Annotated in this window: 20 protein-coding genes; 10 read left to right on the top strand and 10 right to left on the bottom strand. The window is 48.4% G+C overall.

What is annotated here, in order from left to right; translation table 11 throughout:
• Nucleotides 1-23: 23 nt before the first annotated feature.
• Entirely contained in the window at nucleotides 24-3,113 is a 3,090-nt protein-coding gene (locus C1H71_RS07650) for an efflux RND transporter permease subunit (RefSeq protein ID WP_188053659.1), read from the top strand.
• 15 nt (nucleotides 3,114-3,128) lie between these two features.
• A complete protein-coding gene (locus tag C1H71_RS07645) occupies nucleotides 3,129-4,247 on the top strand; it encodes an efflux RND transporter periplasmic adaptor subunit (RefSeq protein WP_130106015.1) in 1,119 nt (372 codons plus the stop codon).
• Between the two features lie 154 nt (nucleotides 4,248-4,401).
• On the opposite strand, the gene creD is transcribed toward C1H71_RS07645, so the two are convergent.
• From creD to creB, 4 genes are all read right to left on the bottom strand, one after another.
• The gene (gene creD, locus C1H71_RS07640; RefSeq protein ID WP_130106014.1) at nucleotides 4,402-5,805 is read right to left on the bottom strand and encodes a cell envelope integrity protein CreD; all 1,404 of its coding nucleotides are present in this window, start codon (nucleotides 5,803-5,805) and stop codon (nucleotides 4,402-4,404) included.
• Nucleotides 5,806-6,053: 248 nt separating this feature from the next.
• Complete coding sequence (locus tag C1H71_RS07635) at nucleotides 6,054-6,827, bottom strand: DUF2971 domain-containing protein (protein ID WP_130106013.1); 774 nt, start codon at nucleotides 6,825-6,827, stop codon at nucleotides 6,054-6,056.
• A 92-nt stretch (nucleotides 6,828-6,919) separates the two neighbouring features.
• Nucleotides 6,920-8,353: a two-component system sensor histidine kinase CreC gene (creC, locus tag C1H71_RS07630; protein WP_130106012.1), complete on the bottom strand. Its 1,434-nt coding sequence runs from the start codon at nucleotides 8,351-8,353 to the stop codon at nucleotides 6,920-6,922.
• Nucleotides 8,353-9,045 (bottom strand): two-component system response regulator CreB, encoded by a 693-nt coding sequence (gene creB, locus C1H71_RS07625; protein WP_130106011.1) that lies wholly within the window; start codon nucleotides 9,043-9,045, stop codon nucleotides 8,353-8,355. Before creB ends, creC begins: the two co-directional genes overlap by 1 nt.
• A gap of 154 nt (nucleotides 9,046-9,199) precedes the next feature.
• Between creB and C1H71_RS07620 the strand changes: the two genes are divergently transcribed.
• The 3 genes from C1H71_RS07620 (at nucleotide 9,200) to C1H71_RS07610 (ending at nucleotide 12,485) form a co-directional block, all read left to right on the top strand.
• Nucleotides 9,200-10,189 (top strand): patatin-like phospholipase family protein, encoded by a 990-nt coding sequence (locus C1H71_RS07620; RefSeq protein ID WP_130106010.1) that lies wholly within the window; start codon nucleotides 9,200-9,202, stop codon nucleotides 10,187-10,189.
• 222 nt (nucleotides 10,190-10,411) lie between these two features.
• On the top strand, nucleotides 10,412-11,716 hold the full coding sequence (locus C1H71_RS07615) for a hemolysin family protein (RefSeq protein WP_130106009.1): 1,305 nt from the start codon (nucleotides 10,412-10,414) through the stop codon (nucleotides 11,714-11,716).
• A gap of 55 nt (nucleotides 11,717-11,771) precedes the next feature.
• Complete coding sequence (locus C1H71_RS07610) at nucleotides 11,772-12,485, top strand: SDR family NAD(P)-dependent oxidoreductase (protein ID WP_130106008.1); 714 nt, start codon at nucleotides 11,772-11,774, stop codon at nucleotides 12,483-12,485.
• A gap of 74 nt (nucleotides 12,486-12,559) precedes the next feature.
• On the opposite strand, the gene C1H71_RS07605 is transcribed toward C1H71_RS07610, so the two are convergent.
• Nucleotides 12,560-13,186, bottom strand: coding sequence for a short chain dehydrogenase (locus tag C1H71_RS07605; RefSeq protein ID WP_262488447.1), 627 nt, complete (start codon nucleotides 13,184-13,186; stop codon nucleotides 12,560-12,562).
• A gap of 92 nt (nucleotides 13,187-13,278) precedes the next feature.
• Here C1H71_RS07605 and C1H71_RS07600 point away from each other — a divergent pair, with 92 nt between their 5' ends.
• On the top strand, nucleotides 13,279-14,220 hold the full coding sequence (locus C1H71_RS07600; protein ID WP_130106006.1) for a LysR family transcriptional regulator: 942 nt from the start codon (nucleotides 13,279-13,281) through the stop codon (nucleotides 14,218-14,220).
• 63 nt (nucleotides 14,221-14,283) lie between these two features.
• On the opposite strand, the gene C1H71_RS07595 is transcribed toward C1H71_RS07600, so the two are convergent.
• From C1H71_RS07595 to C1H71_RS07580, 4 genes are all read right to left on the bottom strand, one after another.
• On the bottom strand, nucleotides 14,284-15,252 hold the full coding sequence (locus tag C1H71_RS07595; protein ID WP_130106005.1) for a hypothetical protein: 969 nt from the start codon (nucleotides 15,250-15,252) through the stop codon (nucleotides 14,284-14,286).
• Between the two features lie 129 nt (nucleotides 15,253-15,381).
• Nucleotides 15,382-15,579 carry an EamA family transporter gene (locus C1H71_RS07590; protein WP_445351655.1) on the bottom strand — a complete coding sequence of 66 codons (198 nt, stop codon included), beginning with the start codon at nucleotides 15,577-15,579 and terminating at the stop codon, nucleotides 15,382-15,384.
• A 181-nt stretch (nucleotides 15,580-15,760) separates the two neighbouring features.
• Entirely contained in the window at nucleotides 15,761-16,588 is an 828-nt protein-coding gene (gene nudC / locus C1H71_RS07585) for an NAD(+) diphosphatase (protein ID WP_130106003.1), read from the bottom strand.
• Nucleotides 16,588-17,352: a sulfite exporter TauE/SafE family protein gene (locus C1H71_RS07580; protein ID WP_130106002.1), complete on the bottom strand. Its 765-nt coding sequence runs from the start codon at nucleotides 17,350-17,352 to the stop codon at nucleotides 16,588-16,590. The genes nudC and C1H71_RS07580 overlap by 1 nt, the downstream gene beginning before the upstream one ends.
• 660 nt (nucleotides 17,353-18,012) lie before the next feature.
• Between C1H71_RS07580 and C1H71_RS07575 the strand changes: the two genes are divergently transcribed.
• The 4 genes from C1H71_RS07575 (at nucleotide 18,013) to C1H71_RS07560 (ending at nucleotide 22,696) form a co-directional block, all read left to right on the top strand.
• On the top strand, nucleotides 18,013-19,221 hold the full coding sequence (locus C1H71_RS07575) for an SGNH/GDSL hydrolase family protein (RefSeq protein WP_130106001.1): 1,209 nt from the start codon (nucleotides 18,013-18,015) through the stop codon (nucleotides 19,219-19,221).
• Nucleotides 19,222-19,329: 108 nt separating this feature from the next.
• Nucleotides 19,330-20,049, top strand: coding sequence for a pseudouridine synthase (locus C1H71_RS07570; RefSeq protein WP_130106000.1), 720 nt, complete (start codon nucleotides 19,330-19,332; stop codon nucleotides 20,047-20,049).
• 150 nt (nucleotides 20,050-20,199) lie between these two features.
• Nucleotides 20,200-21,861 (top strand): bifunctional metallophosphatase/5'-nucleotidase, encoded by a 1,662-nt coding sequence (locus C1H71_RS07565; protein WP_130105999.1) that lies wholly within the window; start codon nucleotides 20,200-20,202, stop codon nucleotides 21,859-21,861.
• 211 nt (nucleotides 21,862-22,072) lie between these two features.
• Complete coding sequence (locus C1H71_RS07560) at nucleotides 22,073-22,696, top strand: FecR domain-containing protein (RefSeq protein ID WP_188053657.1); 624 nt, start codon at nucleotides 22,073-22,075, stop codon at nucleotides 22,694-22,696.
• A gap of 9 nt (nucleotides 22,697-22,705) precedes the next feature.
• On the opposite strand, the gene C1H71_RS07555 is transcribed toward C1H71_RS07560, so the two are convergent.
• The gene (locus C1H71_RS07555) at nucleotides 22,706-23,983 is read right to left on the bottom strand and encodes an ABC transporter substrate-binding protein (protein WP_262488413.1); all 1,278 of its coding nucleotides are present in this window, start codon (nucleotides 23,981-23,983) and stop codon (nucleotides 22,706-22,708) included.
• Nucleotides 23,984-24,051 lie beyond the last annotated feature (68 nt).

The raw sequence follows: 24,051 nt of genomic DNA, 5'->3' as shown, positions 1-24,051 counted from the left end.
CCTCTTTTGAAAGAAGCCTCTGCATGTGGATAACCAAGGTTAGTATTAAACATCCGGTTTTTGCGACGATGGTCATATTGGCGCTGCTGGTGTTAGGCATGGCTTCTTACGGCTTGCTGCCGGTAGAGCGCATGCCCCCCGTGGCTAGCCCGCAAGTGTTTATTCAGCTTAGCTACCCTGGTGCATCCCCAGAGGCGATTGAAAACGATTTAATTAAACCGCTAGAAGAGCAAATCAATACCGTGAATGGGGTGAAGCACATCTGGGCCACGGCGCGTGAAGGCTCGGCCTTTATGAGTGTGGAGTTCCGCATGGGTGCGAACTCGGCCGGTGGTCTGCAAGAAATTCGCGATAAAGTGGCGCTGATTAAGCCAAATTTCCCTAAGGAAGCTAAAGATCCTTTGGTCTTAAAGGCAGATATTAGCGGTGAAAGCGAGCCGGTGATGCAGCTTGCCTTACGCTCAGGCACGCTTAGCCTGCGCGAGCTAAGTATGTTGTCTGAGCAGATGGTGATAAAACGCTTACGCACAGCACCAGGCGTGGGCAGCATTAATAGCAATGGTTTGGTTAATCGGCAGATTCAGCTGCGGCTGCGCCGCGATGCGCTAAATAGCTACGGCTTGGGTGTCGATCAGGTGATGAACGCCGTGCGCGAGGCTAATCAGGATGTGCCAGCAGGCCGTATTGTGAATGGCAATAACGAGCAGCTTGTGCGCCTAGAAGGCAAAATTAAAGACCCTAAGCAATTTGGTAAAATCATTATCGCTCGTCAAGCCAATACGCCGATTTACCTTGAGCAGGTCGCTGATGTGGTCGATGGCGAGCAGGAAAATACCTCAATTTCTCGCCTTGATGGGCAGAGCGTGATCAGCTTGGATGTTTTCCCAATTCAAGGGGCGAATATTGTAGAGCTGGGTGAAGGGGTTAAATCTGCGGTTGAAAAGATGAAAGCCAGCCTGCCTGCTGGCGCAGAACTAACCGTGGTTCAGGCCAATTCTGACGATATTAAGCGCGCTTTAAGTGACACAAAAGTCACCATCTTAGAAGGCGGGATACTGACTACGCTGATTGTGTTTATGTTTTTGCACTCATGGCGCAGCACGGTGATTACCGCCTTAACCCTACCGATCTCCGTGATTGCGACGTTTATTGTGGTACACGCCTGCGGTTTTTCTTTGAATATGCTGACGCTGATGGCCTTGAGTCTGTCGATTGGCTTGTTGATTGATGACGCGATTGTGGTGCGGGAAAACATTGTTCGCCATCTGGGCATGGGTAAAAACCATGTGCAGGCCGCACATGAGGGGACAGAGGAAATTGGCCTAGCGGTTATGGCGACTACCTTTGCCATTGTGGCGGTGTTTGTGCCGGTGGCGTTTATGCACGGCATAATCGGGCAGTTTTTCTTTCAGTTTGGGATTACCGTAACCGTTGCAGTGCTGGTTTCCTTGTTCGTTAGCTTTACCTTAGACCCGATGTTGTCTTCGCTTTGGCACGATCCAGAAGGCGATCGCTTGAAAAATTGGCCGCGTATGGGCCGGTTTATGGCGGCATTTGAGCGCCAAATTGAAAAGCTGCACCATATCTATGGCCGCTTTCTAGCGTGGTCTTTAGTTAAAAGAAAAACTGTGCTGGCCGGTGCAATGGCGGCCTTTATTGCCAGCCTATTCTTACTGCCATTTATTGGTACAGAGTTTGAGCCTAAAGTTGATAATGGCGTGCTTAGGTTGCAACTCAACACCCCAATTGGTTCCAGCCTGAATTACACCGACGCCAAAACGAAGCAGATTGAAACGGCTTTAAAGTCATTTAAAGAAGTGCGCTCCATTCAATCGGCCGTTGGCGTACAAAACAGCAAAAATATGGCAGAAATCACCCTGAAGCTGGTTGATCGCAAACAACGCCGCTCGCAGAACGATATCGAAAAAGAAATCCGCAAGGTGGTTGGCCGTGTGGCTGGGGTGGAGCTATCGGTAGGCGGTTGGAAGCCGATTTTTATCACCGTATTTGGCCCAGACCCTAGCCAGCTGACGCAAATTACCAGCGATTTAATGAAAAAAATCGCCAAAATTCCTGGCGTGGTGGATTTAGAAAGCAGTGAAAAAGCCTTTACTCCAACGCTGGCGATTAAAATTGATAATGAGGCTGCTAGCGATTTAGGCCTAAATAACGCGCAAATTGGCAGTGCATTACGCGCACTCATCTCAGGTGAAACAATTAGCCACTGGCTAGCTAGCGATGGGCAGAATTACGATGTGGTGGTGCAGCTGGCAGAAAGCGATCGCCGTACCGCTAGTGATCTTGGCGATCTTTACCTAACTAGCTCTAAAACCAATAGCGATGGCTCTCCACTCAGAGTGTCTTTGCGCCAGGTGGCAACGCTAGAAAACAGCAGTAGCTCACAGCAGCTTAAGCGCCTAGATATGCAGCGCCGTGTTTCGCTATATGCCAATGTGCAAGGCCGGCCAAGCGGCACGGTGAGCAATGAAGTGCAGGCGTTATTGGATAAAACCGAGCTGCCACCAGGCTATCACTTTGGAGCAGGCGGCCAGCAGGCCGAGATGCAGGAAGCCTTTGCGGCTTTCCTTGGTGCGATTGGCTTAGCGGTGATCTTTATTTACTTTGTGCTGGCCTCACAATTTGGCAGCTTTTTACAGCCTTTGGCGATTATGGCCTCACTGCCGTTCTCGCTAACGGGGGCGTTACTGGCGCTGTTTTTAACCGGTACCACGATCAATTTATTCTCTATGATCGGTTTTATGATGCTGCTGGGGCTTGCGGTTAAAAATGCGATTTTACTGGTTGATTTTGCCAATAGCGCCAAGCGGGCGGGGCAGTCGGCCAAAGAGGCGCTGCTAGAAGCTGGCCAAGTGCGTTTACGCCCTATTTTAATGACTACCGCAGCGATGATTTTTGGCATGTTGCCGATGGCGATTGGCCTAGGCGAAGGCGGAGAAACACAGGCTGCAATGGGCCGTTCAATTATCGGCGGGGTGATTTCCTCTACCGTGTTGACGCTGATTGTAGTCCCGATTTTGTACGCTTATTTAGATGGCTGGGCGGTAAAGCGCAAGGCGCGCAAGGCTTTGAAATTGGCTCTGGCAACGAATTAATCAGGAATAAATGTGATGACTATGTTTAAGAAAAAAACGATTGGCCTAGCGCTGCTGTTTATTGCATTGGCAGCGGGGGGCGTGGCTTTTACCCAAGGCAAGGGTAAGCCTGAAAAAAAAGAAGAAGCGCCGCGTAAATTAGAATTTGCCGCCGCCGATTTGGCCGTGGCTACGTTGCGCCCCTTGGATCAATCTATTTCTATTAGCGGCGCTTTGCAGGCGGTAAACCATGCGGCCTTGCGTTCTAAAGTATCTGCTCAGGTGGATAGCGTACTGGTGCGTGAAGGCGAAGAAGTAAAAGCGGGCCAAGTGCTGGCGCGCTTTGATGCCAGTAATATTATTGCTCAGTTGAACGAGCGGCAAAGTAATCTGGATATGGCGAAGGCCGAGCTGGCGCTGGCAGAAAAAACGCACGGTAAAAACCAAGCCTTACAAAAGCAGGGCTTTATTTCTGGCAATGCCTTTGATAGCAGCTCTAGCAGCCTAACCGTTAGTCAAGCCAAACTAAAAGCGATTCAGGCACAGGTGGCGGTGGCTAAAAACGCGATGGACGATATGGTGCTGCGTGCACCTATCCGTGGGCAAATCAGTAAGCGTTTTATTCAGCCTGGCGAAAAAGTCGATCAAAATTCTGAGCTATTTAATATCGTTGACGTATCCGCCATGGAGCTACAAGTGGCCGTGCCTGCAAACCAAATTGCTAATGTTGCCGCAGGGCAGCAGGCCGAATTTCAGGTGGATGGCTTTGGCAGCAAGGTATTTAACGGTACGGTGCAACGCATCAACCCCGAAGTAGAAAAAAACTCCCGCGCGATTGCCGTGTTTCTGGCGGTAAAAAACCCTGCGGGCACCTTGCGTGGCGGTATGTTTGCCAAAGGCCAACTGGCCCTTGGCGTATCGCAGCCTAAACTCACCATCCCTAGTGCTGCAGTGCTTGGCGGCAGCACCGATCCATATGTCTATTGGTTAGAGAACGGTAAAATCGCCCAAAGCAAAGTAAAACTAGGCAGCTCAGATGAGCGTAGCGGCCTCACCGAAATCACTTCCGGCATCACCGCTGGCGCTAAAGTGCTGGCAAGGAAAATGGATGGGATTAAGACTGGAATGGTGGCCACTGCGGCAGCGGGGGGCTAAGTTTTGCGGCGTGGGCAAGATAAAGCATTTTGCCTGCCTTACAGATCGCTGAAATGGCCCATTGCTTTTTAATAAAGCAATGGGCCATTTTTATGAAATTACGATGTGTGGATCTTAGGGAGGGCACTCGTGCCTACGCTGCTTTTCCCCATGTTTACTCGCTTGCCGTCCGTAAATTAAGTGCTTGCCAATCTGTTTTACGGGTGAGCACCATTACGCAGCTCAGCAGGCCGAATAGGGTTAGGCTGCCCATTAATAGCGCCATATCTTCTGATTGCAAGATGCCGTACAAGAGGCCATAGAGGGCGGTGAGGATAATGGCAAAGCCTGTGCCGCGCTGCCATGTGGCCAGTACAAAGCTTACGTAATAGCCGAGCAGTGCGATGGATGCGGCAGCGGCAGCTCCGTAGGCTTTGGCAAAGCCTAAATGCTCGGATAGCGATAAAGTCAGTAGAAAAAACAGTGCTAATGCCGCGCCAACTAGGGCGTATTGCACAGGGTGAATTTCGATTCGTTTTAGTACCGACATCAAAAACACCGCGCCAAAAATCACCAGTACAAATAACTCAGCATATTTGATGGTGCGCTCGTTAAGGGTGTATCTATCAACGGGGTCAACCAGACGTAAGCCCAGAGATGCGCTTGGGCAATTGGATTTAACGCAGTTGCCACCGGTAGCTAACTGGCTGGTTTGCCAGCGTGCGCTAAAGCCCTGAGCGGTAACGCTGCGCTCGACTGGGGCAAAGTTGCCGCTAAAGCTGGGGTGAGGCCAGTTGCCTGCCAGCGCAACGTGGCTTTCTTTGCCGATTGGCTCGATCAGTAACTGCGTTGTGCCGCTGAGTTTTAGATTCAGTTTAAAATCCAGCGATTGCGCACCGGCAGGCAAGCTGACCATGGCATGCACTCCGCCGCCTAAGCTATTGCTTGCTGCAGGAGTGGCGGCTACCGTGCGCTCTTCCCCAGAAGTGGCTTCGGCGACCACGCTTGGCGTGCTGACTTCTTGCAAGGTGCCAGGTTCAAAATTTAATGAATCAGCCGCCAGCGTGCCGCCCATATTCTGTATGCCGCGCACATCAGAAAGGCTCAGTACGATATAAGGCTTGCCCCAGCGGCTGCTGATTTTCTCGCGCGCGGAGCTGGGCTGTTGTTCATAATGGCTAAGCACAGGCAGAGCAAAGCGCCCTGATAAGATGAGATCACTGCGGTAAATCGGCGCTTCAAAAATTCCCCGTTTAAGTTTCTCTACCGCTAATTGCCCGTTGGCTGAAAATTGCTCGGGGCGCAGGATGATATTGCGGCGACTGCTGCTTTCTTCCCAAGCGCTGACTTTACCCTGTGGGGTTTGTTGCTCGGTTAGTTTGCTGATGGTTTCAGTTAAAGGCAGCACCAGAAAAGGCCCTTTCACGGTTTGTTCCCCAGCACTGAATTGGGCGATCTCTTGGCGCACTTCCTGGGCGCGCTGCTGCCGTTCAAACACCATATGCCTGACCAAGTTTAAAATAAATAACATGCCTATCAGCAGCAGCACGCTGGTGAAAAACTTCCACTTAAGTTTCATAACCTTCCCCTTGTGTATGCGATGGGTGCATTGTGCAAGGCGGATGTGGAGGGAGAATGAGTGGAATGTGGAGATTGTGTGGAGATGGGAGGCAGCAAAACCTAAATCTTGAACCACAGAGGGCACAGAGAACACGGAGTTTCATGGAGAACAACAATGTTTAAGTTATGTTGCGTGTTTTAAGTGCTAAATATTTAAAAATTAGCCATCTGCGCTTTTAATAGCATTAGTGATGCAGTACAGATTAGCTATCTTTGGACTTTTAAAACTTCAAGTGCGAAATGTTTATCTGAAAGGTGTGCTTGGTATACCTGAATAGGCGAGTTTCTCTGAGATATCCATTCCATCACCATTTCTTTGTTTTGGGTAGAAATTTGTGCTCCAAAAATGAGCCCACACAATGCTTCTTTGGGATACTCACATGCTCCATGGCCTTTTTTAATACTTAGAATACGCCATTCTTTTTCGTATTCCCAATGGTCTGATTTCGTCATAAAGGCATGTTTGGCTATTTCTATGTGCAATTCTTTTATTAAACTAATTTGAGGGCGATTTTTTTCATAAATAACGGCTTCTGCTTGGTTAAAAAATGGGAACTGGCTTTTAAATTCGAGGCAAATCCCTTGATGTGAATCTGCATAGTGAGCCCACATCAGCAGGTCGTTATTGATTGCAGATAGGGATAGCACCCCCATTTTTTGTGCAAAGGTTGCAAAGCGTGAGTTGGCAGTTTCTAAGTAGCGCTGAAAGTTTATAGGGTCTCTTGCAATGCGTTTTGCTTTTGCTGTGCGTGTGGAGCGTTGAAGGCTAGGATGTTTTATTAATAATAACTTATAGGTGTATTTTTCTTTTTCAGCAATTGATGCAGTTTCGGCAAAGTAAGGTTTGCAATCAAATGGATCGTTAAATGATAGGGGAGGGGCGAAGTAGAGCTCATTATCGCAAATGATAGCTTCAACACGCTTGACATTTTCGCCAGATAAAGGTCTGTACTTATATAAATAGCAAGGTAGCTCAGGCATTTTTCAGACCTGTGGATTTTATGTTTTTTAGCGTAGACCTAATTGATAAATAAAACTGTTCGATTGCGGTGTTGTTATCTTCATTTAGTTGTTCAATCCAAGGGCAAGCAAACCTTCGCCTCCACGCCTCCCTCCGCATGATTCGCCAAGCTCACACTTCCGCCATGCAATTCCAGCATGGTGCGGGTCAGTGCTAGCCCTAGGCCGGTGCTTTTTTGGCCGGTGGCGGGGCGGGGTAGGGAGTAGAAGCGCTCGAATAGGCGGGTGAGGGCGTAATCGGGGATGGGCTCGCCTTGGTTGTGGATGGCAATTTGCAAGCTTTGCGCATCAATTGTCAGCTCGATATAGATCTGCCCGTGCTCAGGGGTGAAGTCCAGTGCGTTTTGCAGCAGGTTTCTGATGGCTTGGGTGAGTAAAAAGGCCTCGCCGTGGATGATGGCGCTGGGCCACGGCGCGTGCAGCATTTGCCGTGTACCGGCTTGTGGGCTGAGCGCGTTGATGACGTCATCGAGTAGTTTGGCGATGTCTACTGGCTCGGTATCTTTCAGGCTGTGCCTTGCTTCCAGCGTGGCGAGTTGCAGCAGGCGGTCAACAATTTGCTGCATGCGGGCGGTTTCTTGGCGGATATGGCCGGTAAAACGGCTGTGATCACTTGCTTTGAGCGTTAAGCCTTCTTCAAATAGGATTTCAGCTGCGCCGCGTATGCCCGCCAGCGGTGATTTCAGCTCGTGGGTTAGCCCGTGTACATAGTTTTCTACATAGGCTTTGCCCTCCAGCCGCTCGCGCATATTGCCTAGGGCTGCGGCAAGGGTGGTGAGCTCACGATTGGCGGTAAAGTGCGGCACGGCCACGGCCTGCCCCACGCTCACTGCTCGGGCAAAGGTGGTGAGTTTACTGATGCCGTGGCTGAGCCACCATGAAAATAAGCCGCCAATAATTAGCCCAATGGCCAGCAGAATCAGGCCGGCCCGCCAGAGTTTATTTTCGCTGCGTTCAATAAACGGCTGCATGGCCCAGTTGGGGCGGGCCACGGTGAGCACGCCAATAATTTCTTTGCCCTTGGTAATAGGGGCGGCAACGTGCATCACGGTGGTAGATTCATCGTAGCGATCCATCGGCGAGCTGCGCGCGCCATACTGGCCGCGCAGGGTAAGATAAACATCGCGCCATTGGCTGTAATCTTGGCCCACCGCTTGGCCAGTTGAATCGAGTATCACCTTGCCCTTGGCATCGGTGATGTATACGCGCAAAAAGGTTTTATCCCTAGCTACGCCCCATACTTTGGCTTGCGGGTTTCTTTCGGCAAATAGCTTGATGGCTCTGGCAAAACGGCCATCGTCTAGCCGCCCTGCCACAAAATCGGGCTGCACCAGTTCAGCTAATAAATTAGCCGTGTCTACTAGCACTTCTTCGCTGGATTGGCGCACTGCGGGTTTGATCTCATCGCCAACCAGCTTGAGTAAAAAAGCCGCCAGCAGGCTAACCAGTAAAAAATAGCCTAAAAATATCCGCAGCGAAAAACGCATTAAATCTGCTCCAGCGCATAGCCAAAGCCACGGTGGGTGGCGATCGGGTCTAGGTCTGGCCGTACTAGGCGTAATTTGGCGCGCAGGCTTTTGATATGGCTATCTATGGTGCGCTCGAAGCTATCTTCGGCGGCCTCGCCCAGTGCATCTAAGAGTTGAGCGCGGCTAAATACTTGGCCTGGATGGGCGAGTAAAGTGATTAGTAGGCGATATTCCGAGGGGGTGAGCGTTAAATAATGGCCAGCGTATTGCATACGGCGAGCCTGCGCTTCGTGCTGAAATAGGCTGCTGCTGATGGCGGGGTGGCTATAGCTGGCATCAGTTTTGGGGCTGCTGCGTTTTAAGATGGCTTTTACTCTAGCCGCCACTTCACGTGGGCTAAAGGGCTTGAGCACATAATCATCCGCGCCGAGTTCCAGCCCTAAAATTCGGTCGAATTCCTCGCTTCTGGCGGTAAGCAGTAGCACCGGTAGATCGCTGTGGCGGCGCAGGCGTTTGAGCACTTCTAGCCCGCTATCGTCGGGCAGGCCGATATCCAGAATTAGCAGATCGGGCCGCTGCGCCTTGATTGCCGCTTCGCCATCCCTTGCCAGCAAATAGCTGCTGACAGCAAAACCCTCGCGCTCTAGCGCAAAGCGTAGCGTATCGGCGATGGCGGGTTCGTCTTCTATTAATACGATGGCGGCGCTCATTGCTGGCCTTATCAGAAGTAATGCCCTTGATTGTAAGCGACTTTCTACCCTTTGTGCTTTGCCAATAGCTGCTATGCTGCATTGCAGTATTAGGTTTTTACACAGTTTCGTTAGGCTGCTTGTTTATTCTTGTGCATTCTTATGAGGGCTGACCATGACTAAGAATCTGCGGACGATTAATCTAGCCTTGCAAGGTGGTGGTGCGCATGGCGCATTTACTTGGGGTGTGTTGGATGCCTTGCTAGAAGATGGCCGTCTGCAGTTTGAAGGCGTTAGCGGCACGAGTGCAGGGGCAATGAACGCGATTGTGCTGGCACAGGGCTTAATGGATGGCGGCAAAGAGGGAGCTAGGCTGGCGCTAGAGAATTTCTGGCTGGCATTGGCCAAGAGCATGCCGGTGGATATTAGTGCGGCGGATTCTGCTAGCGCTTCGGTTGGCAAAATCATGCAGCATTGGACGCGTTATTTATCACCCAGCCAAATGAATCCTTTTGATTTAAACCCGCTACGTGATTTGATCGGTCAGCAAATAGATTTTGAGGCTTTACAAAAGCATAGCCCCGTTAAATTATTTATTGCCACGACCCATGCTAATTCAGGAAAGCTAAGGATTTTTACTCATTCAGAAATGACGGCGGAGGTGGTTTTAGCCTCGGCATGTTTGCCTACTTTATATCGCAGTGTAACGATTGATGGCGAGCCTTATTGGGATGGCGCTTATTCTGCTAATCCAGCGATATTTCCTTTATTTGATTACTGTGATGCCTGCGATATTTTACTGGTGCTATTACAGCCACTTAATTTAACGCCTACGCCAGATTCGGCCAGAGAGATTCAAAACAGAATTCTAGATATTACGTTTCAATCTGGGTTTTTGCGAGAAATGCAGATGTTTACACGGCTTAAAGCGCACCGCCCTTTGTTTGTTTGGTCAAAACTAGATCGGCATATTGCACGTACTCATTTTCATTTGATTGAGGCAGAAATGGGGCAATTTAATGCAGAGTCAAAATTAGCCGTTAATCTAAAATTTTTTACCACTTTAAAAGAAATGGGGCGCAAGGCAGGGAAAAAATGGCTGGCCGACCATTATGTCGAGTTAGGGCGCTCGTCCAGCGTGGATTTATCGGCGGTATTTGCTTGAGTTGTGATGGCTTGCTTAGCGCGGCTTGCCGTGAATAAAGCGTAATTGATTGAGGTTTAAACTGATTTTTGTAAGTTTTTTGGGTTTTTTAACGACCATCTGCCGCCTTTTGCCGTTTATGTGTTTATTTTTTAAAGCGATATCGTTAAAAAACGCTTTGATCCTGCATAATGAAGGCTACTTAAACAAACAAAAGGATAGGAGCTTCTTGAAGCTCCTGATATGGGCAGTAGTATTTTATTGATTGTAGTTGCGTTGCTGTTGGTGCTTCTCAATGGTTTCTTTGTGGCAGCAGAGTTTGGCTTAGTTAAATTACGCTCAACTCGGGTGGATGCCATAGCCAAAACAATGGGCTGGCGCGGGCGGGTTTTAGTCAAGGTGCATAGTAATCTTGATGCTTATCTTTCTGCTTGTCAGCTTGGTATTACTCTCGCATCCCTTGGCCTTGGTTGGATTGGCGAGCCTGCATTTGTGAGCCTACTGCAGCCTATGTTGGCTATGGTGGGGATTGTGAATGAAGCCTTGATTCATTCCATTTCGTTTGCCTTCGCATTCTTTATTATTTCTTATTTGCATATCGTGGTGGGTGAGCTTGCTCCTAAATCCATGGCGATTCGTATGCCAGATAAGGTTAGTATTTGGACTGCGACTCCTCTGTATTGTTTTTATTGGTTAATGTATCCGGCAATTTGGATGCTTAATCACAGCGCTAATTGGGTGCTGCATAAGATTGGCTTGGATATCGCGGATGGGCATGAAAGCCACTATTCTGCTGAAGAGCTGAAGCTCATTTTACGTACCTCGCAATCTGATGAGCAGTATAGCGAAGATGATTGGCGCGTTTTAGCGCAGGCGCTGGATTTCCGTGATTTGGAAGTGGCAGATTTAATGCATCCTTTCAATGAGGCAGTAGCTTTACAGGCGAGTGCCGATATTGAAACCAATTTAGATTTATTGGTAAAGCATCGTTACAGCCGCTATCCCTTGCTTAATGAAGAGGGGAAAGTGCAATCGGTATTGCACTTAAAAGACGTGTTTTTTGCGATGCGCAAAGGCGAATTGCCTACTCATTTAGATAAATTAGCTCGCCCTGTGCTTACCGTATCTCCACGTATGTCGGTATCTGAGCTGTTTAAACGCTTTCAACATGGCACGCCGCATTTTGCTGTGGTGGCTTATAAAGACGGCCAGCCGCTGGGCTTTATTACGCTCGATAATTTGCTGGGTGCCTTGGTGGGTGAAATTGGCGATGAATTCCGTCAGCCACAAAATGAATGGTCTAAGCTCGACGATGGCTCTTTAATTGGTAAGGGCAGCTTGAATATTTTTACCCTAGAGCGTGCTTTGGGGATTGATATTGAGGAAACCGAGGCCGATTCAGTGGGGGGCTTGATTATGCAGCAGCTGGGTGATTTGCCCACGGAAGGCCAGCGTATTCGTTTTGAGCATTTTGATGCCGTGGTTAAAAAAATGAATGGCCCTAGAATTGTGCTGCTGCGGATTTACCCGCATGAGCTGGTGAGTTAAGGGCTAAGAAATACGATGATTACTTTTTCTTAGCTAATCAATAGGCGGCCAATAGATGAAACTTCTTTGCATTACCGGTGGATCGCAGGGCTTAGGCGCGGCTTTGGTGGATGTGTATCAAGGCTTGGGCTGGCATGTTTGTGAGTTTTCGCGCAGTGGTAGCAGTAGCGGGCATATTGGCGTGGATTTAGCCGCTGGCGATGCGGCTAGCGTAGCTGATCAAGCATTTAGCCAGCTCGCTAGCCAGCCTTGGGAAGAAGTGCTACTGATTAATAACGCTGGCATGCTTAGCCCGCTCGCACCCGTTTCTGCCATTAGTGATGAGGCCATTACCTTTAATTTGAATGTTAATTTCAACTCGGCAATTCGTATTATTGCAGCGTTTATTCGCCATTTTGGCGATACGGCTGTGCCAAAAACGCTAGTGCAAATTTCATCCGGCGCAGCACTGCGTGGCTATGGTAGTTGGTCTTTATATTGTGCTAGCAAGGCAGGTTTAGAGCATTTTATTCGGGCGCTGGCAGCAGAGCAAAGTCTTGCTCGCTATCCGGTCACGTGTGTTAATTTTGATCCAGGCGTGATGGATACCGAAATGCAGGCCGAAATTCGCTCACGCAGCACCGCCGAGTTCCCTGATGTTGGGCGGTATATCGCCCGCAAACAACAGGGCCTCTTGCGCCAGCCACAGGATGTGGCGGCAGCGCTAGTCAAACGTTTGGCTGCATCGCCTCAGGGTGGTGAGCGTTATAGCGTTGAGGATGTGCTGTAGAGAGCTAGGGTGGGCTACCCTTATCCCAAAGAAGATAGCTTTGGCGGCAAGCCCGTAGCCCATCACTACTAAAATCAATTCACTGCATAAACCTGCCCAGTCTGGGCGCCTTCCACGCTTTTGCTATAAGCTCGTGCCACTTTTGCTGCGGGGACAGTGTTAAAGCCTTGAAAATACGGGCCGTAGTTTTCTAGCGATTCTTCTAGCAAAGTGGGGCTAATACTATTGATGCGAATGCCGCGTGGCAGCTCAATGGCTGCTGAGCGAACAAAACCGTCGATGGCGGCATTGACCATGCTGGCACTACTGCCAAAGCGGATTGGGTCGCTGCTTAAAATGCCGCTGGTTAGGGTAATGGAGCCACCATCATTTAGTGCTTCCTGCGCTGCTAATGCCAGATTTACCTGACCCATCAGTTTGTCATTTATGCCAATGGCGTAGTTATCGGCGCTAAATTCGGCCAGTGGCGCAAAGTGTACATTTCCCGCTGCAGAAACTACTGCGTCTACCTTACCTATCTCTTTAAATAGCGCAGTGATGCTGGCTGAGTCTTTTAGATCGACTCGATAATCGCCACTATTGCGCCCTGCAGTAATGATCTGGTGGCGGGATGCAAGCTCTGCAACTACGGCTTTGCCCACTGTGCCATTGGCTCCGATAACTAGAATTTTCATATTGTTCTCTTTAAGTGTGAGGCTTATAGCCCCGTGTGATTAAGATTGTTTATAAAATCGAGGATAAACGATCTTTAATCAGTGATAATTAGCTTAAATATCAACCGTGTGTTGCCTATATGGAAACAATCAATCAGCAAGTCATTTGGGCCAATACCTTTGCCTGTGTGGCGAAGGAGGGGAGCTTTACGCGGGCGGCAGAAATTTTAGGCTGTTCTAAATCCTATGCCAGCCGCCAAGTATCGCAACTAGAGAATCTGCTAGAGGTTGATCTTTTTTATCGCACTACGCGCAAACTCAATCTCACTGAGGCAGGGCGGGTGTATTTGGCGCATTGCCAATCGTGGCAGCAGCAGGTTTTTGCCGCTCAGCAGGCGGTGGTGGATTTGCGTACCGAAGTGGCAGGCTTATTGCGTATCACCGTGCCAACCAGCTTTGGCGGAGTGTTTATGGCGCAATTTTTATTGGATTTACAGCAGCGTTATCCACGATTAGAGGTGGAGCTGGATGTAAGTCGTGAGCCTAGAGATTTAGAGCACGATGGCTATGATTTAGCCGTGCGATCGGGCTATTTGGGGCATGAACGATTGGTGTCTAAGCCGCTAGCGGTGGCTGAGCTATGCCTAGTGGCATCGGCAGAGCGGATTGCTGCATCGTCACCGTTGAGCAGCCCTGCTGATTTGCAAGGCTGGGCATGCTTGGCTAATTATCATTTTAAAGACCCTTGTCATTGGGCGTTTAGCCGTGGCAAAGAGCTGCATGCGGTGGATATCAAGGCCGATTTAAGAGTTTGCGATTATGGTTTGCTGCGCAATTTAGCGCTGGCTGGTGCGGGTGCGGCCTGCTTGCCGCATTACTTAATTGCTGCTGATTTGGCCAGCAGACAATTGCAACTGCTTTTGCCTGATTTTAGCCTGCCTGCGCAATCGCTATATTTGGTCTACCCGCAGCGCTTGCCTCAGCCTGCTAAGCAGCGGGCCTTAATCGATTTTTTTTGCGCTTGGTTTGCTCAGCCAGAGCGCGGGGCGTTGTTGGGTGGGGGCGAACTTAAGCTCTTGTAGTCGTGGTCAAAGGCTTTATTTGGCGGGAGGCCCCCTACAATAGCTTGGCTTGGGGTGGAAAAATTAAAACAACACCTCATCCAGCCGCTGGCTGAAGTCTTTTGGTGGGATGATATCTGTGCGGAGGATTTTAACCGGTACGATGGTTCTATCCAGCCACTGCCCGCGTTCAGCTAATACGTGGCTGAGGGTGATTTCGGCTGCATCGGCATCGGCATCGTTACTGACTACTACGCCCATTTTATTGAGATTTAAGCGCTGAGTTTCTAGCTTGATATGGCTATTGGCATCGGTAAGCGAGGTTTCTAGCAGCGCCAACATCGCCTCTGGCTCTAAGGCACTGCGGCAGGCGTTGAATTCTGTAGAGAGCTGATTAACTTGTTGGGTAAGTGCGGCATAGCGTGCTTCGGTCGGTTTGCAATAGCGCCAGCTGATCCTTACTTGCTCAAGCTCGGCTTCTAATTGGCGCTTAAATTGTTCTCTCGCTTCAATATGCCAAGCAGCATGGCTGGCTACCAGTTTGAGTAGACGTTGGCCTAGTTTACTGTGTAATTCATCGATGCTGCCTGCTACTTGGCTCAACTGTTGGGCTCGGCACACAAAAACCTGTTGCGCTACATCTTGGCGCACGCTATCGCCAAATACTTCCATACCATAGCGTTGTTGCAGCTGGCTTTGCATCACCAGTACGGCGTAGGCATGATCGGCCAGTGGGTTTTGGGCAAACCAAGTTTGGGCTTCTTCCGAATGGCTAATGGTTTCTTGCACACTTTCGCTGGTGCCAAATGCGGCATGGGTGTGGGGCTCGGTGTTCCAGCTACTGCTGGATAATTCAACGGGCGCAGGCAGCAGCGCCACGCTGCGGCCACTCCAAGAAACCGCAATGGCACAGGCATTTTGTAGCCTTGCTTGATAGCGGCTAGCAAGCTTAATTCGTGGATTTGCAATATCTGCTAAGGCATTGAGTAAGCTTGGATCGCAGCTAAATACCGTAGGTTTAAATAGTGCTGTTAGTGAGTTCCAGAGTTTCATACACCTTCCGTATATAGTCGTGCTGCCGTTGTTTACTTTGTTGATTAAATTGCTCAATAGGGCTTAAGACTAGGCTTGCTTAGATTGATTCAGCTTTTATGACTTTTTCCCCACAATCCAAACCTCCAGTCATTGGATAGGGCTGAGGTGTTCGTCCAAAATAATGATGCTTAATAAAATAGACAACATGGGCCCAAGACTGCCGATGATGGCAGTACGACTGGCACCAATCCGGCTCATCGCGGCTGCGGTGGCGTAGATCGGTAAAACACTGCGGCAAAAACGTCTAAAACCACGCCAAGGCGGAAAGAGCTGCTGCTGGGGGATGGGGTATGCATCTTGTTTCCATTGAGGAAAAACGCTGGTTTAGGCCCGTGGTTTATATTTTTTACCAAAGTATCTTAGCGGCGCAGTGCAGTGCCCCTATCTTGCGTATTTGAGTATCGCGGCAGTAGGTTTTTTTGCGTGGATCATGTTTTGGCCAATACTGCTGCATAGCATCCGTTAATTAGACTGCCTTAGCATGGTCTTCTGCCAAAATATTTGCTAGCCCTGCTTGGATCAGCCGGTAGGCAATGCTGGAGGAGCTGGGTAGCTCGGGCAGGTTTTCTGGGCTAAACCATTGGGCATCTTCGATTTCATCGGCTTGGGGGATAATCTCACCCGAGCTGTAGTCGGCAATAAAAGCAAGCATCAATGAGTGGGGAAAGGGATGGCTTTGGCTGCCAAACCAGCTTAGCTTGCCTACTTTTACCCCAACCTCTTCATGAATTTCACGATGAATGCATTCTTCTAGGGATTCACCTGCCTCTACAAAGCCTGCTAATGCGCTATAAATACCCGGCCTAAAATGGGGGGAGCGGGCCAACAGCAGCTCTCTGCCTTTTTTAATTAGCACCATCATGGCGGGGGAAATCCGCGGATAGCTGCGGTGCAGACAGGCGGGGCATTCACGCGCGGTTTCTGTTGGCATCCGTGCGGTGGCGGTGCCGCAGCAGCCGCAAAAACGATGCTGCCGATCAAAAGTAAGCAGTTGCTGGGCGCGGGCCGCAATCCAATAGCTGCTGTTATCAAGTAAGCCCCATGCACTACGTAGGCCAATGGCCTGTAGCTGATCGGAGTGTGGGGTTTCTTTGGGCCAAGCTAATAAAATACAGGCTTTGCCTGAGCATTCGCCTATTTGCACACTGATTTCGGCACTAATAGGCAGCGCTGTGGCTAGCGGCAGCTGGCCATCGGCGCTAACTAAAAGTTGATCACCAATAAACGCCAAGCATAGCGCGTCCACGCTTGCTGTCGTATGAATATATTGCGGAATAAAATCGACAGGCCACATCACCATACCTTTATTGTTTTAATGAGTAGAGAAATTCCCGTCAGGATGGTAACGCTTTCAAAGCAGCGCTTAATCAGCTGATTGCCTTGTTTTAAGCCCCAGTGCGCCCCTAAATAGCCACCTAGGGCTGAGGCGATCAGCAAAACGGGAACCCAAGGCCAGTAGAGGCCTGCTTGCATTGCCAGCGAAATAGCCCCCGCGCCATTCCAAAATAAGCCCACCAATACCATGGTATAAGCCACTGCCCGTTTGTAATCCATTCCAAACCAATGCACCAGCCACAGCGTAACAAATAGCCCCGTACCCGAGGTAAACGAGCCATTTAATATGCCGATTAAAAATAAGCCCACCGCACCCTGCCAAAGTGCTAGGCCACTGCGATGGCGGCTTTGTGGCGCTTGCCCAAGCGTGGGGGATAGCAGCGAGTAAATACCTAATCCGCTAGTGAGTAGGGCAAGGATCAGTAGCGTCCAGCGCTCAGGAATTTGTAATACCAACAGTGTGCCAATGAATACACCAGGTAAGCCACTTGCCAAAATCAGCAGGGCAAAACGCCAGTTGAGCGAGCCTGCTTTTAGGTGCTTTATCGTAGCGCCTAAGCCTAGCGCTACGCTGGCCACTTTATGCGTAGCCAGCGCCACGGGGAAAGCCAAGCCTAAAAACAGCAAAATGGGCAGCTGCAATAGGCCCGCACCGCCACCAGCAAGGGCGGAAAGTATGTTGGCAATGAGCGACACAAAGAATAATGCGAGTAATTCGATCATGGATTTAAGCACAGGTAATGCTGTGGAAGGAGTGATCTAGCGGCTTGTTGCTCTGAGACTAAACCCGAAGGGCTGAGCAGGGAAATGGCTATTCACTGCGTTATGCTCTTTGACAATAACCCGTTATTGCCTTCGTCACATGTCTTGTGTTTGGCCGTTTTCTGGATCAGCGCAATGGCGAATGAAAGGTCAACAGACCCTAGCAGCCTGTCGATTTAAATTCACATAAATAATCGTTTTTCTTTGATCTGGAGCTACTTTAAGAAAGCGCTGCTGGCAGTGTGTCGTTTAAATACATCAATGCGTAGTAAATCATCGGCGGTTTTGTCAGTATCCTCTCTTTTTTGCCTGCTGTTTGTCAGAATCCGCAAGTTAGTTTTCTAAGGTCATTCCTTATGAAAGATAACTAAATTGCACAAAATATTGCATATGCAGGGTTAAAAGTAGGCGAATGTGCTGCTATTACATAGCAATTCGCCAATATTACTAAATTTTTACACTAATTTATCGTTAGTCAGTTATTTGACTTCGTTAACTCTTACCTAGGGATATTCCTAGGCTGTTTTGGCTTGTCAAACACGCGTTTGATTCGTAACATCCAGTCTGGCTCTTACACAAAGCATCGGGCTGGTGCTAACCACAATAATACGGGAGATTTACATGAATTCTTCGCTGCCACGGGCAAGCCGCCCCTTTGCTGTTTTGCTACTGACCTCCTTGCTGGCTGCATGTGGTGGTGGAGGAGATGCAAATACCCCAGCGGATACTCGTAATATTAAAGAAGTAGTGTCTTTTGGCGATAGCCTGAGCGATATCGGCACGTATAACCCGACTACGGCAGATGCTGATTTGACCAATGATCAGCCGCTGGGTCTGCGGTTTACGACCAAGCCCCTTCTTAAAGTACCTGGTAAGCCTGATCAGCAAACTCCAGGTGCTGTTTGGGCTGAGGTTTTAGCCGCTGAGTATGGCTTAAATTTAACGCCTAATCGCTTAGTTAACTTCAGCGGCTTAAATCCAGCAACGGGTGCGCCAGTGGGGACACCAGGTGCTATGGGTAAAATTTATGATCTAGGTGGTAGTGCCTATGCAGAAGGTGGCTCAAGAATTGATACTGAGCTAACTGTAAATGCCAAGGGTCAAGCGATTAGCAATGGTCTTGTAACGGTAGCCCCTGGCGTGACTTACCAGTCGGCAACGGCGCTGTCGATCAAGGGCCAAATTGCCAAGTATAAAGCGGCACGTACCAGTTTTAATGCCAGTCAATTGGTGTTAATTCAAGGTGGCCCAAATGATTTCTTTGCTTTCTTAGCAGGGGTAGCTGCAGGGCAAATTAACCCTACAACGGCTCCAACCGAAATTGGCAAAAATGCAACGTCGATGGTCACGCAAGTGAAAACATTGATTGCCATGGGCGCTAGTAAAGTGGTCTATGCCAATATGCCAGATCTAGGCGTTACCCCTCAGTTTGCGCCAACACCTTTGAAAGGCTTAGCAACAACGCTTTCAGTTGAATACAACAAAGCGGTTGCTGCAGCATTGGCTACTGAAATCGCGGCGAAACAAGTGGTGATTATAGATACCGCAGACCTTGTGGCTAAAGCCATTGCCAGCCCAGTAAGCTTTGGTTTGGTTAACACAAGCAATATGGCGTGCAATAACGACACCACGCCATCTATCAACCCTCTGCCGCCAACCACAGACCCAACCAAAGTATCCGCTCTCACTTGTTCCACAAAAACTTTGGTAGCGGCTAATGCAGATATTACTTATCTGTTTGCCGATGGCGTACACCCAACGGTTGCTGGGCATACTATTCTAGGTAAAACTGCAGCAGGTACTGCAATGGCTTCAGGCTTTGTGAAGTAAGTTTTATCTTTAAAAAAACCGCGCTTGGCCTCTGGCTTAAGCGCGGTTTTTTATTGGCTTTAATTTGATGATATCGCCTAGGCGCTGTGTATCCGGTAAAATTCGCCCATGAGCAAATTAACATTAGATCGCATCCTGCAATCGCAGGGCTTTGGTACGCGCAAGGGTTGTCGCGAGATGATTACCGACGGTGAAGTGGCCGTAAACGGTGAAATCGTGAGCAACTTTAAGCTCGCTTTTGAAACTACGGGGCTGGAACTCACCATTTTTGGTGAAAGCTGGCCCTATCGTGAACACGTTTATATTGCACTGAATAAACCAGCAAATTATGAATGCTCACGCAAACCTAGCCACCATCCAGGCGTGTTAAAGCTATTACCTGAACAGTTTAATTGGCGCGAAGTGCAGCCCGTTGGCAGGCTAGATCACGATACCACTGGCCTTTTGTTGATGTCGGATGATGGCGCATTTATCCACGCCCAATCCTCACCAAAGCGTCATGTGCCTAAGGTTTACGTGGCGATGACCGCCGAGCCAGTGAGCGATGAGTTAATTGCCCTGTTATTAGCAGGTGTGCAGCTTAATGATGAGCCCGCGCCTTTGGCCGCCGTGCATTGTCAAAAGCTGGGTGAAAACGAGCTGGAAATCGTGCTGGAGCAAGGTAAATACCATCAAGTCAAACGCATGTTAGCTGCGGCAGGCAATCACTGCGCTGGCTTACGTCGCTCAGAAATTGGTGGTTTGAAACTAGCCGAGATGGATTTACCTGAGGGTGAATGGTGTTATCTATCTGAAGCGCAAATGGCGCTGTTGCTTGGTGTTAAGTAGTTAGTAGCAAGGCTGTGATTGCAGCAGCGCGCTGAGTTATATCAAGGATTACTCATTCTGCTGTAATCTTAGTGACATATGTGTGTTATTTTAATGCGATTTATCTTCATTAATCTTACAGCATTTATGCTTACTACTTAAAGGTATACCATGCATTTACGTAATGGATTGTTGTTGGTCAGCATCGCGTTGGCACTCACTGCTTGCAATGATTCTGATCTTACCTTACCCGTTGATGTAAAACTGATTGCCATTAATGATTTCCACGGCAATATCGAAGCGGCTGATGGTATTACGCTTACTTCCACTGATCCTAAAGACCCAAGCAAAACCATTAAAACCCCTGTGGGCGGTGCTGAGTATCTGGCGACTTGGGTTAAAAACCTTAAACTAAAAAATCCAAACAATGTGGTGGTTTCAGCTGGCGATTTAATTGGCGCTAGCCCAATGATCTCTGCGCTTTACCACGATGAGCCAACCATTGAAGTAATGAATGCACTGGGTTTAGATTTTAACGCGGTGGGCAATCATGAATTTGATGACGGCAGCGCAGAATTACTGCGTATGCAAAATGGCGGTTGCCACGCAGATAAAATAGGCTGCGCTGATGGTAAGTTTGATGGGGCTAAATTTAAGTTTCTAGCTGCCAATGTGCAAGATAGCAAAACGGGAAAAACGCTATTCCCTGCTTATCAAATCAAAGAATTTCAAGGCGTAAAAATCGGCTTTATCGGTATGACTTTGAAAGGCACAGCTGGCATTGTTACCCCTGCAGGCGTAGCAGGTTTAGATTTTAAAGATGAAGTAGAAACGGCCAATAAGCTAGTGCCGGAGCTACAAAAGCAAGGTGTTGAGACGATTGTGGTGCTGCTGCACGAAGGCGGCGTAACAGTCGATAAAAAACAAAATGAATGCAATGGCATTTCTGGCCCGATAGTTGAGATCGCTAATAAGCTTGATAAAGCAATTGATGTGGTGATTTCTGGCCATACTCATCAAGCCTACAATTGTAAAATCAACGATAAATTAGTTACAAGCGCCTATCAATACGGCGGCATGGTTACCGATATTGATCTGACTATTGATCCTATTACACGTAACGTAACGAAGATGAGCGCCAATAATTTAGCGGTGACGCGAGATGTGGCCAAAGACCCAACTCAAACATCGTTGATCGAGAAATTTCTTAAATTAGTGAACCCATTGAAAGAGCGCGTAGTAGGAACGGTGGGCGGCGCATTGTCCAGAACGGTTAATGATGCCGGTGAAATGGTGCTGGGCCGAGTGATTGCCGATGCTCAGCTGCTAGCTACCGCAGATAAAGACAACGGCGGGGCGCAGATATCATTTATGAACCCAGGTGGGGTGCGTGCAGATCTAACCCCCGATGCAAATGGCAAAGTGACCTACGGCCAGCTATTTACTGTGCAGCCGTTTGGAAACACTTTGGTAAGCATGACTTTAACCGGCGAGCAAATTGATAAGGTATTGGAGCAGCAGTGGAATAGCGCAGCTAGCAAAATTATGCAGGTGTCTTCTGGCTTTAGTTATGTATGGGATCAGAACAAAGCCGATGGTAGTAAGGTTGATATCGCCAGTATCAAGCTCAATGGTGTAGTTATCAATCCCAAAGGAAGTTATCGCGTCACGATTAATAATTTTATGGCCAGTGGCGGTGATGGTTACTTGGAATTTGTAAATGGCACCAATGTACTGGGCGGCCCACAAGATATTGATTCTTTTGAAAGCTATATCAAAAAGAACCCGGCATTAGCGGTGCCTACGACTGAGCGGATTACCCGTTTGAATTAATTTATATTGCGTGGCGAGGGGCATTTAGCGCCCTCTAAACAAGAGCGTTTTATGAAGGAGCGCCGCACTTCTATATTCTATCCATGTGAAGGCCCTAAATAAAGATAAGTAGTGGCCAAGCCGCTCAAGCAATATGCTTGGGCGGCTTTTTTTAAAGTTAGAATTTAAAAAAGTTGACTATGCTGAGTTATATCTTTGGCTAGGGTCCCTAATGAAAAATAATTGTAAGCAGCGCAGGCAGTTTTTAGTTATGGCGGCAGGTTTGCTGGCCGCGAGTGTAGTGCCGGCTTGGGCAGCGGGCGTTTCTGGCGAGGTAAAAGCGCTAGAAGGGGTGGCGTGGCGTAACGATCAGCCCTTAAAACTAGGCGACCCCATCATGCTAGGCGATCATTTGCGCACGGGTGCAGATTCTAAGTTGGTGGTTCGTCTTGGGGGCGATGTTTATTTGTTACGAGCCAATGGTTCTTTGCAATTAGAAAATAAAGGTCTAGTGCTGGGGAGCTTACGTTTGCTGAGTGGTGCTTTACTTGCAGTATTTGCGAAGAGTAATAAGCAAATTATTACGCCAACGGTTACGGCAGGGATACGTGGTACGGGGTTATACGTTGAGGCGAGCGAGCAAAGTACTTACTTTTGCCTGTGCTATGGCGAGGTAGAACTGATGCCTATGCATCAGCGTAGTCAGCAGTTTCGCTTTAAAGCCAATCATCATAAGGCGCATACACTAGATGCAAAAGGTGGCGTAGAAAAATCGCCACTTCGTAATCATAACGATGACGAATTGGCGATTTTAGAAGCATTAGCAGGCCGTAAACCTCATGCCTTGGTTGGCTAAACTAAATAATTACTTTTGTTTTGTTAGACGCTTATTCCAGTTTTTAACGACAGTATCTAGCGCCTCTTTGGCGGGTTTACGCCCAGTGATGGCTGCTTGGATCTCCGTTTGCAGGATGCGCTGCATCGTGGCTTCATCTGGCAAAAGACCTGGTTCAATGGTTATCGTTTTAGCATTGCCAATAGATTGCGCGGCTACGGCGCGGGCTTTTTCTACTGGATCACTGCTGTTGGCGCCAGATATAAAGTAAGGATCTAAAGCGGCTTTTTTAGTGGAAGGGAAGGTGGTGCCGGTTTCTTTAGAGAAAGCCAATTGAGCGGCATCACTGGTAATAAACTTGCCTAGTTTTGCTGCATCGCTTGGTGATTTTGTGCCCTTAGGAATCACGTAATCCATCATCCAACCACCAAAGGCCATTTTGCCTCCGGAAACCGGAAATGGGGCGATTTCGGTTTTACCATAAACGGCTTTGCTATCTTGCTCAGTACGTTTTAATGCCTGCGGTGCCGTGGTCATCATGGCAATCCGCTGCGTGTTATACGCGGCAATTTCTTGTTCGAATTCAATCTTAAATACGTCTTTAGGCATTGCACCTGATTTATATAAATCTACAAATTTTTGCAAGAATGCAATATGTTGAGGGGAATTAAATACCGCTTTGCCATTTTCAATGACTGGTAGGCCTGCGTAATAAAACCAAGTGATAAAACTGCCACCACTTTCCGCCGACAATTTAGGCGTAAATGCGGGTAATTTTGTTTTGGTGGTAATCGTTTTCGCTTGGCTAATTAATTCATCAAAATTTTTGGCTGGGGTTTTGATACCCGCTTTATCAAATATTTCTTTATTGTAGGCAATTACAGCAACTGAGTTATACCAAGGGAAGGCATAAATTTTACCTTTATAAGTAACATCCTTAAGTGCATTGTCTTGATAAAGATTTTTATCCGCACCCAAGTATTCATTCAGTGGCAAGATATTGCCTTGGCGGGCAAAATCATGCACCCAAGGGACGTTAAAGTTAACGAGGGCTGGTGGGTTGCCTGCAGCAATGGCCGCAATTAGCTTAGGCTGAATTTGGTCCCAATTCATATCTACCCAAATTGCATCCAGGTTTGGATTTTGCTGATTAAATTGAATCGCAAGGCTTTTAAAGTAATCATTAAATTTAGGAGCCATGCTCATGGTCCAAAATTCAAGTTTTACTTTTTCAGCGGCAAAAACGGGCGAGGCGCTTAAAATACAGGTCACAACCATTGTTGCGCTAGTAATAAATTTCTTCTTCATCTAGATATGCTCCATTTTTTTGCGATGCGGCTTGGCAACGTAAGTATTGTGTTACCTATAGTATTTTA

Source organism: Iodobacter fluviatilis, from assembly GCF_004194535.1.
Lineage (GTDB): Bacteria > Pseudomonadota > Gammaproteobacteria > Burkholderiales > Chitinibacteraceae > Iodobacter > Iodobacter fluviatilis_A.
Note: the sequence above shows the minus strand (reverse complement) of the source record. Positions and strands in the feature narration are given on the sequence as shown.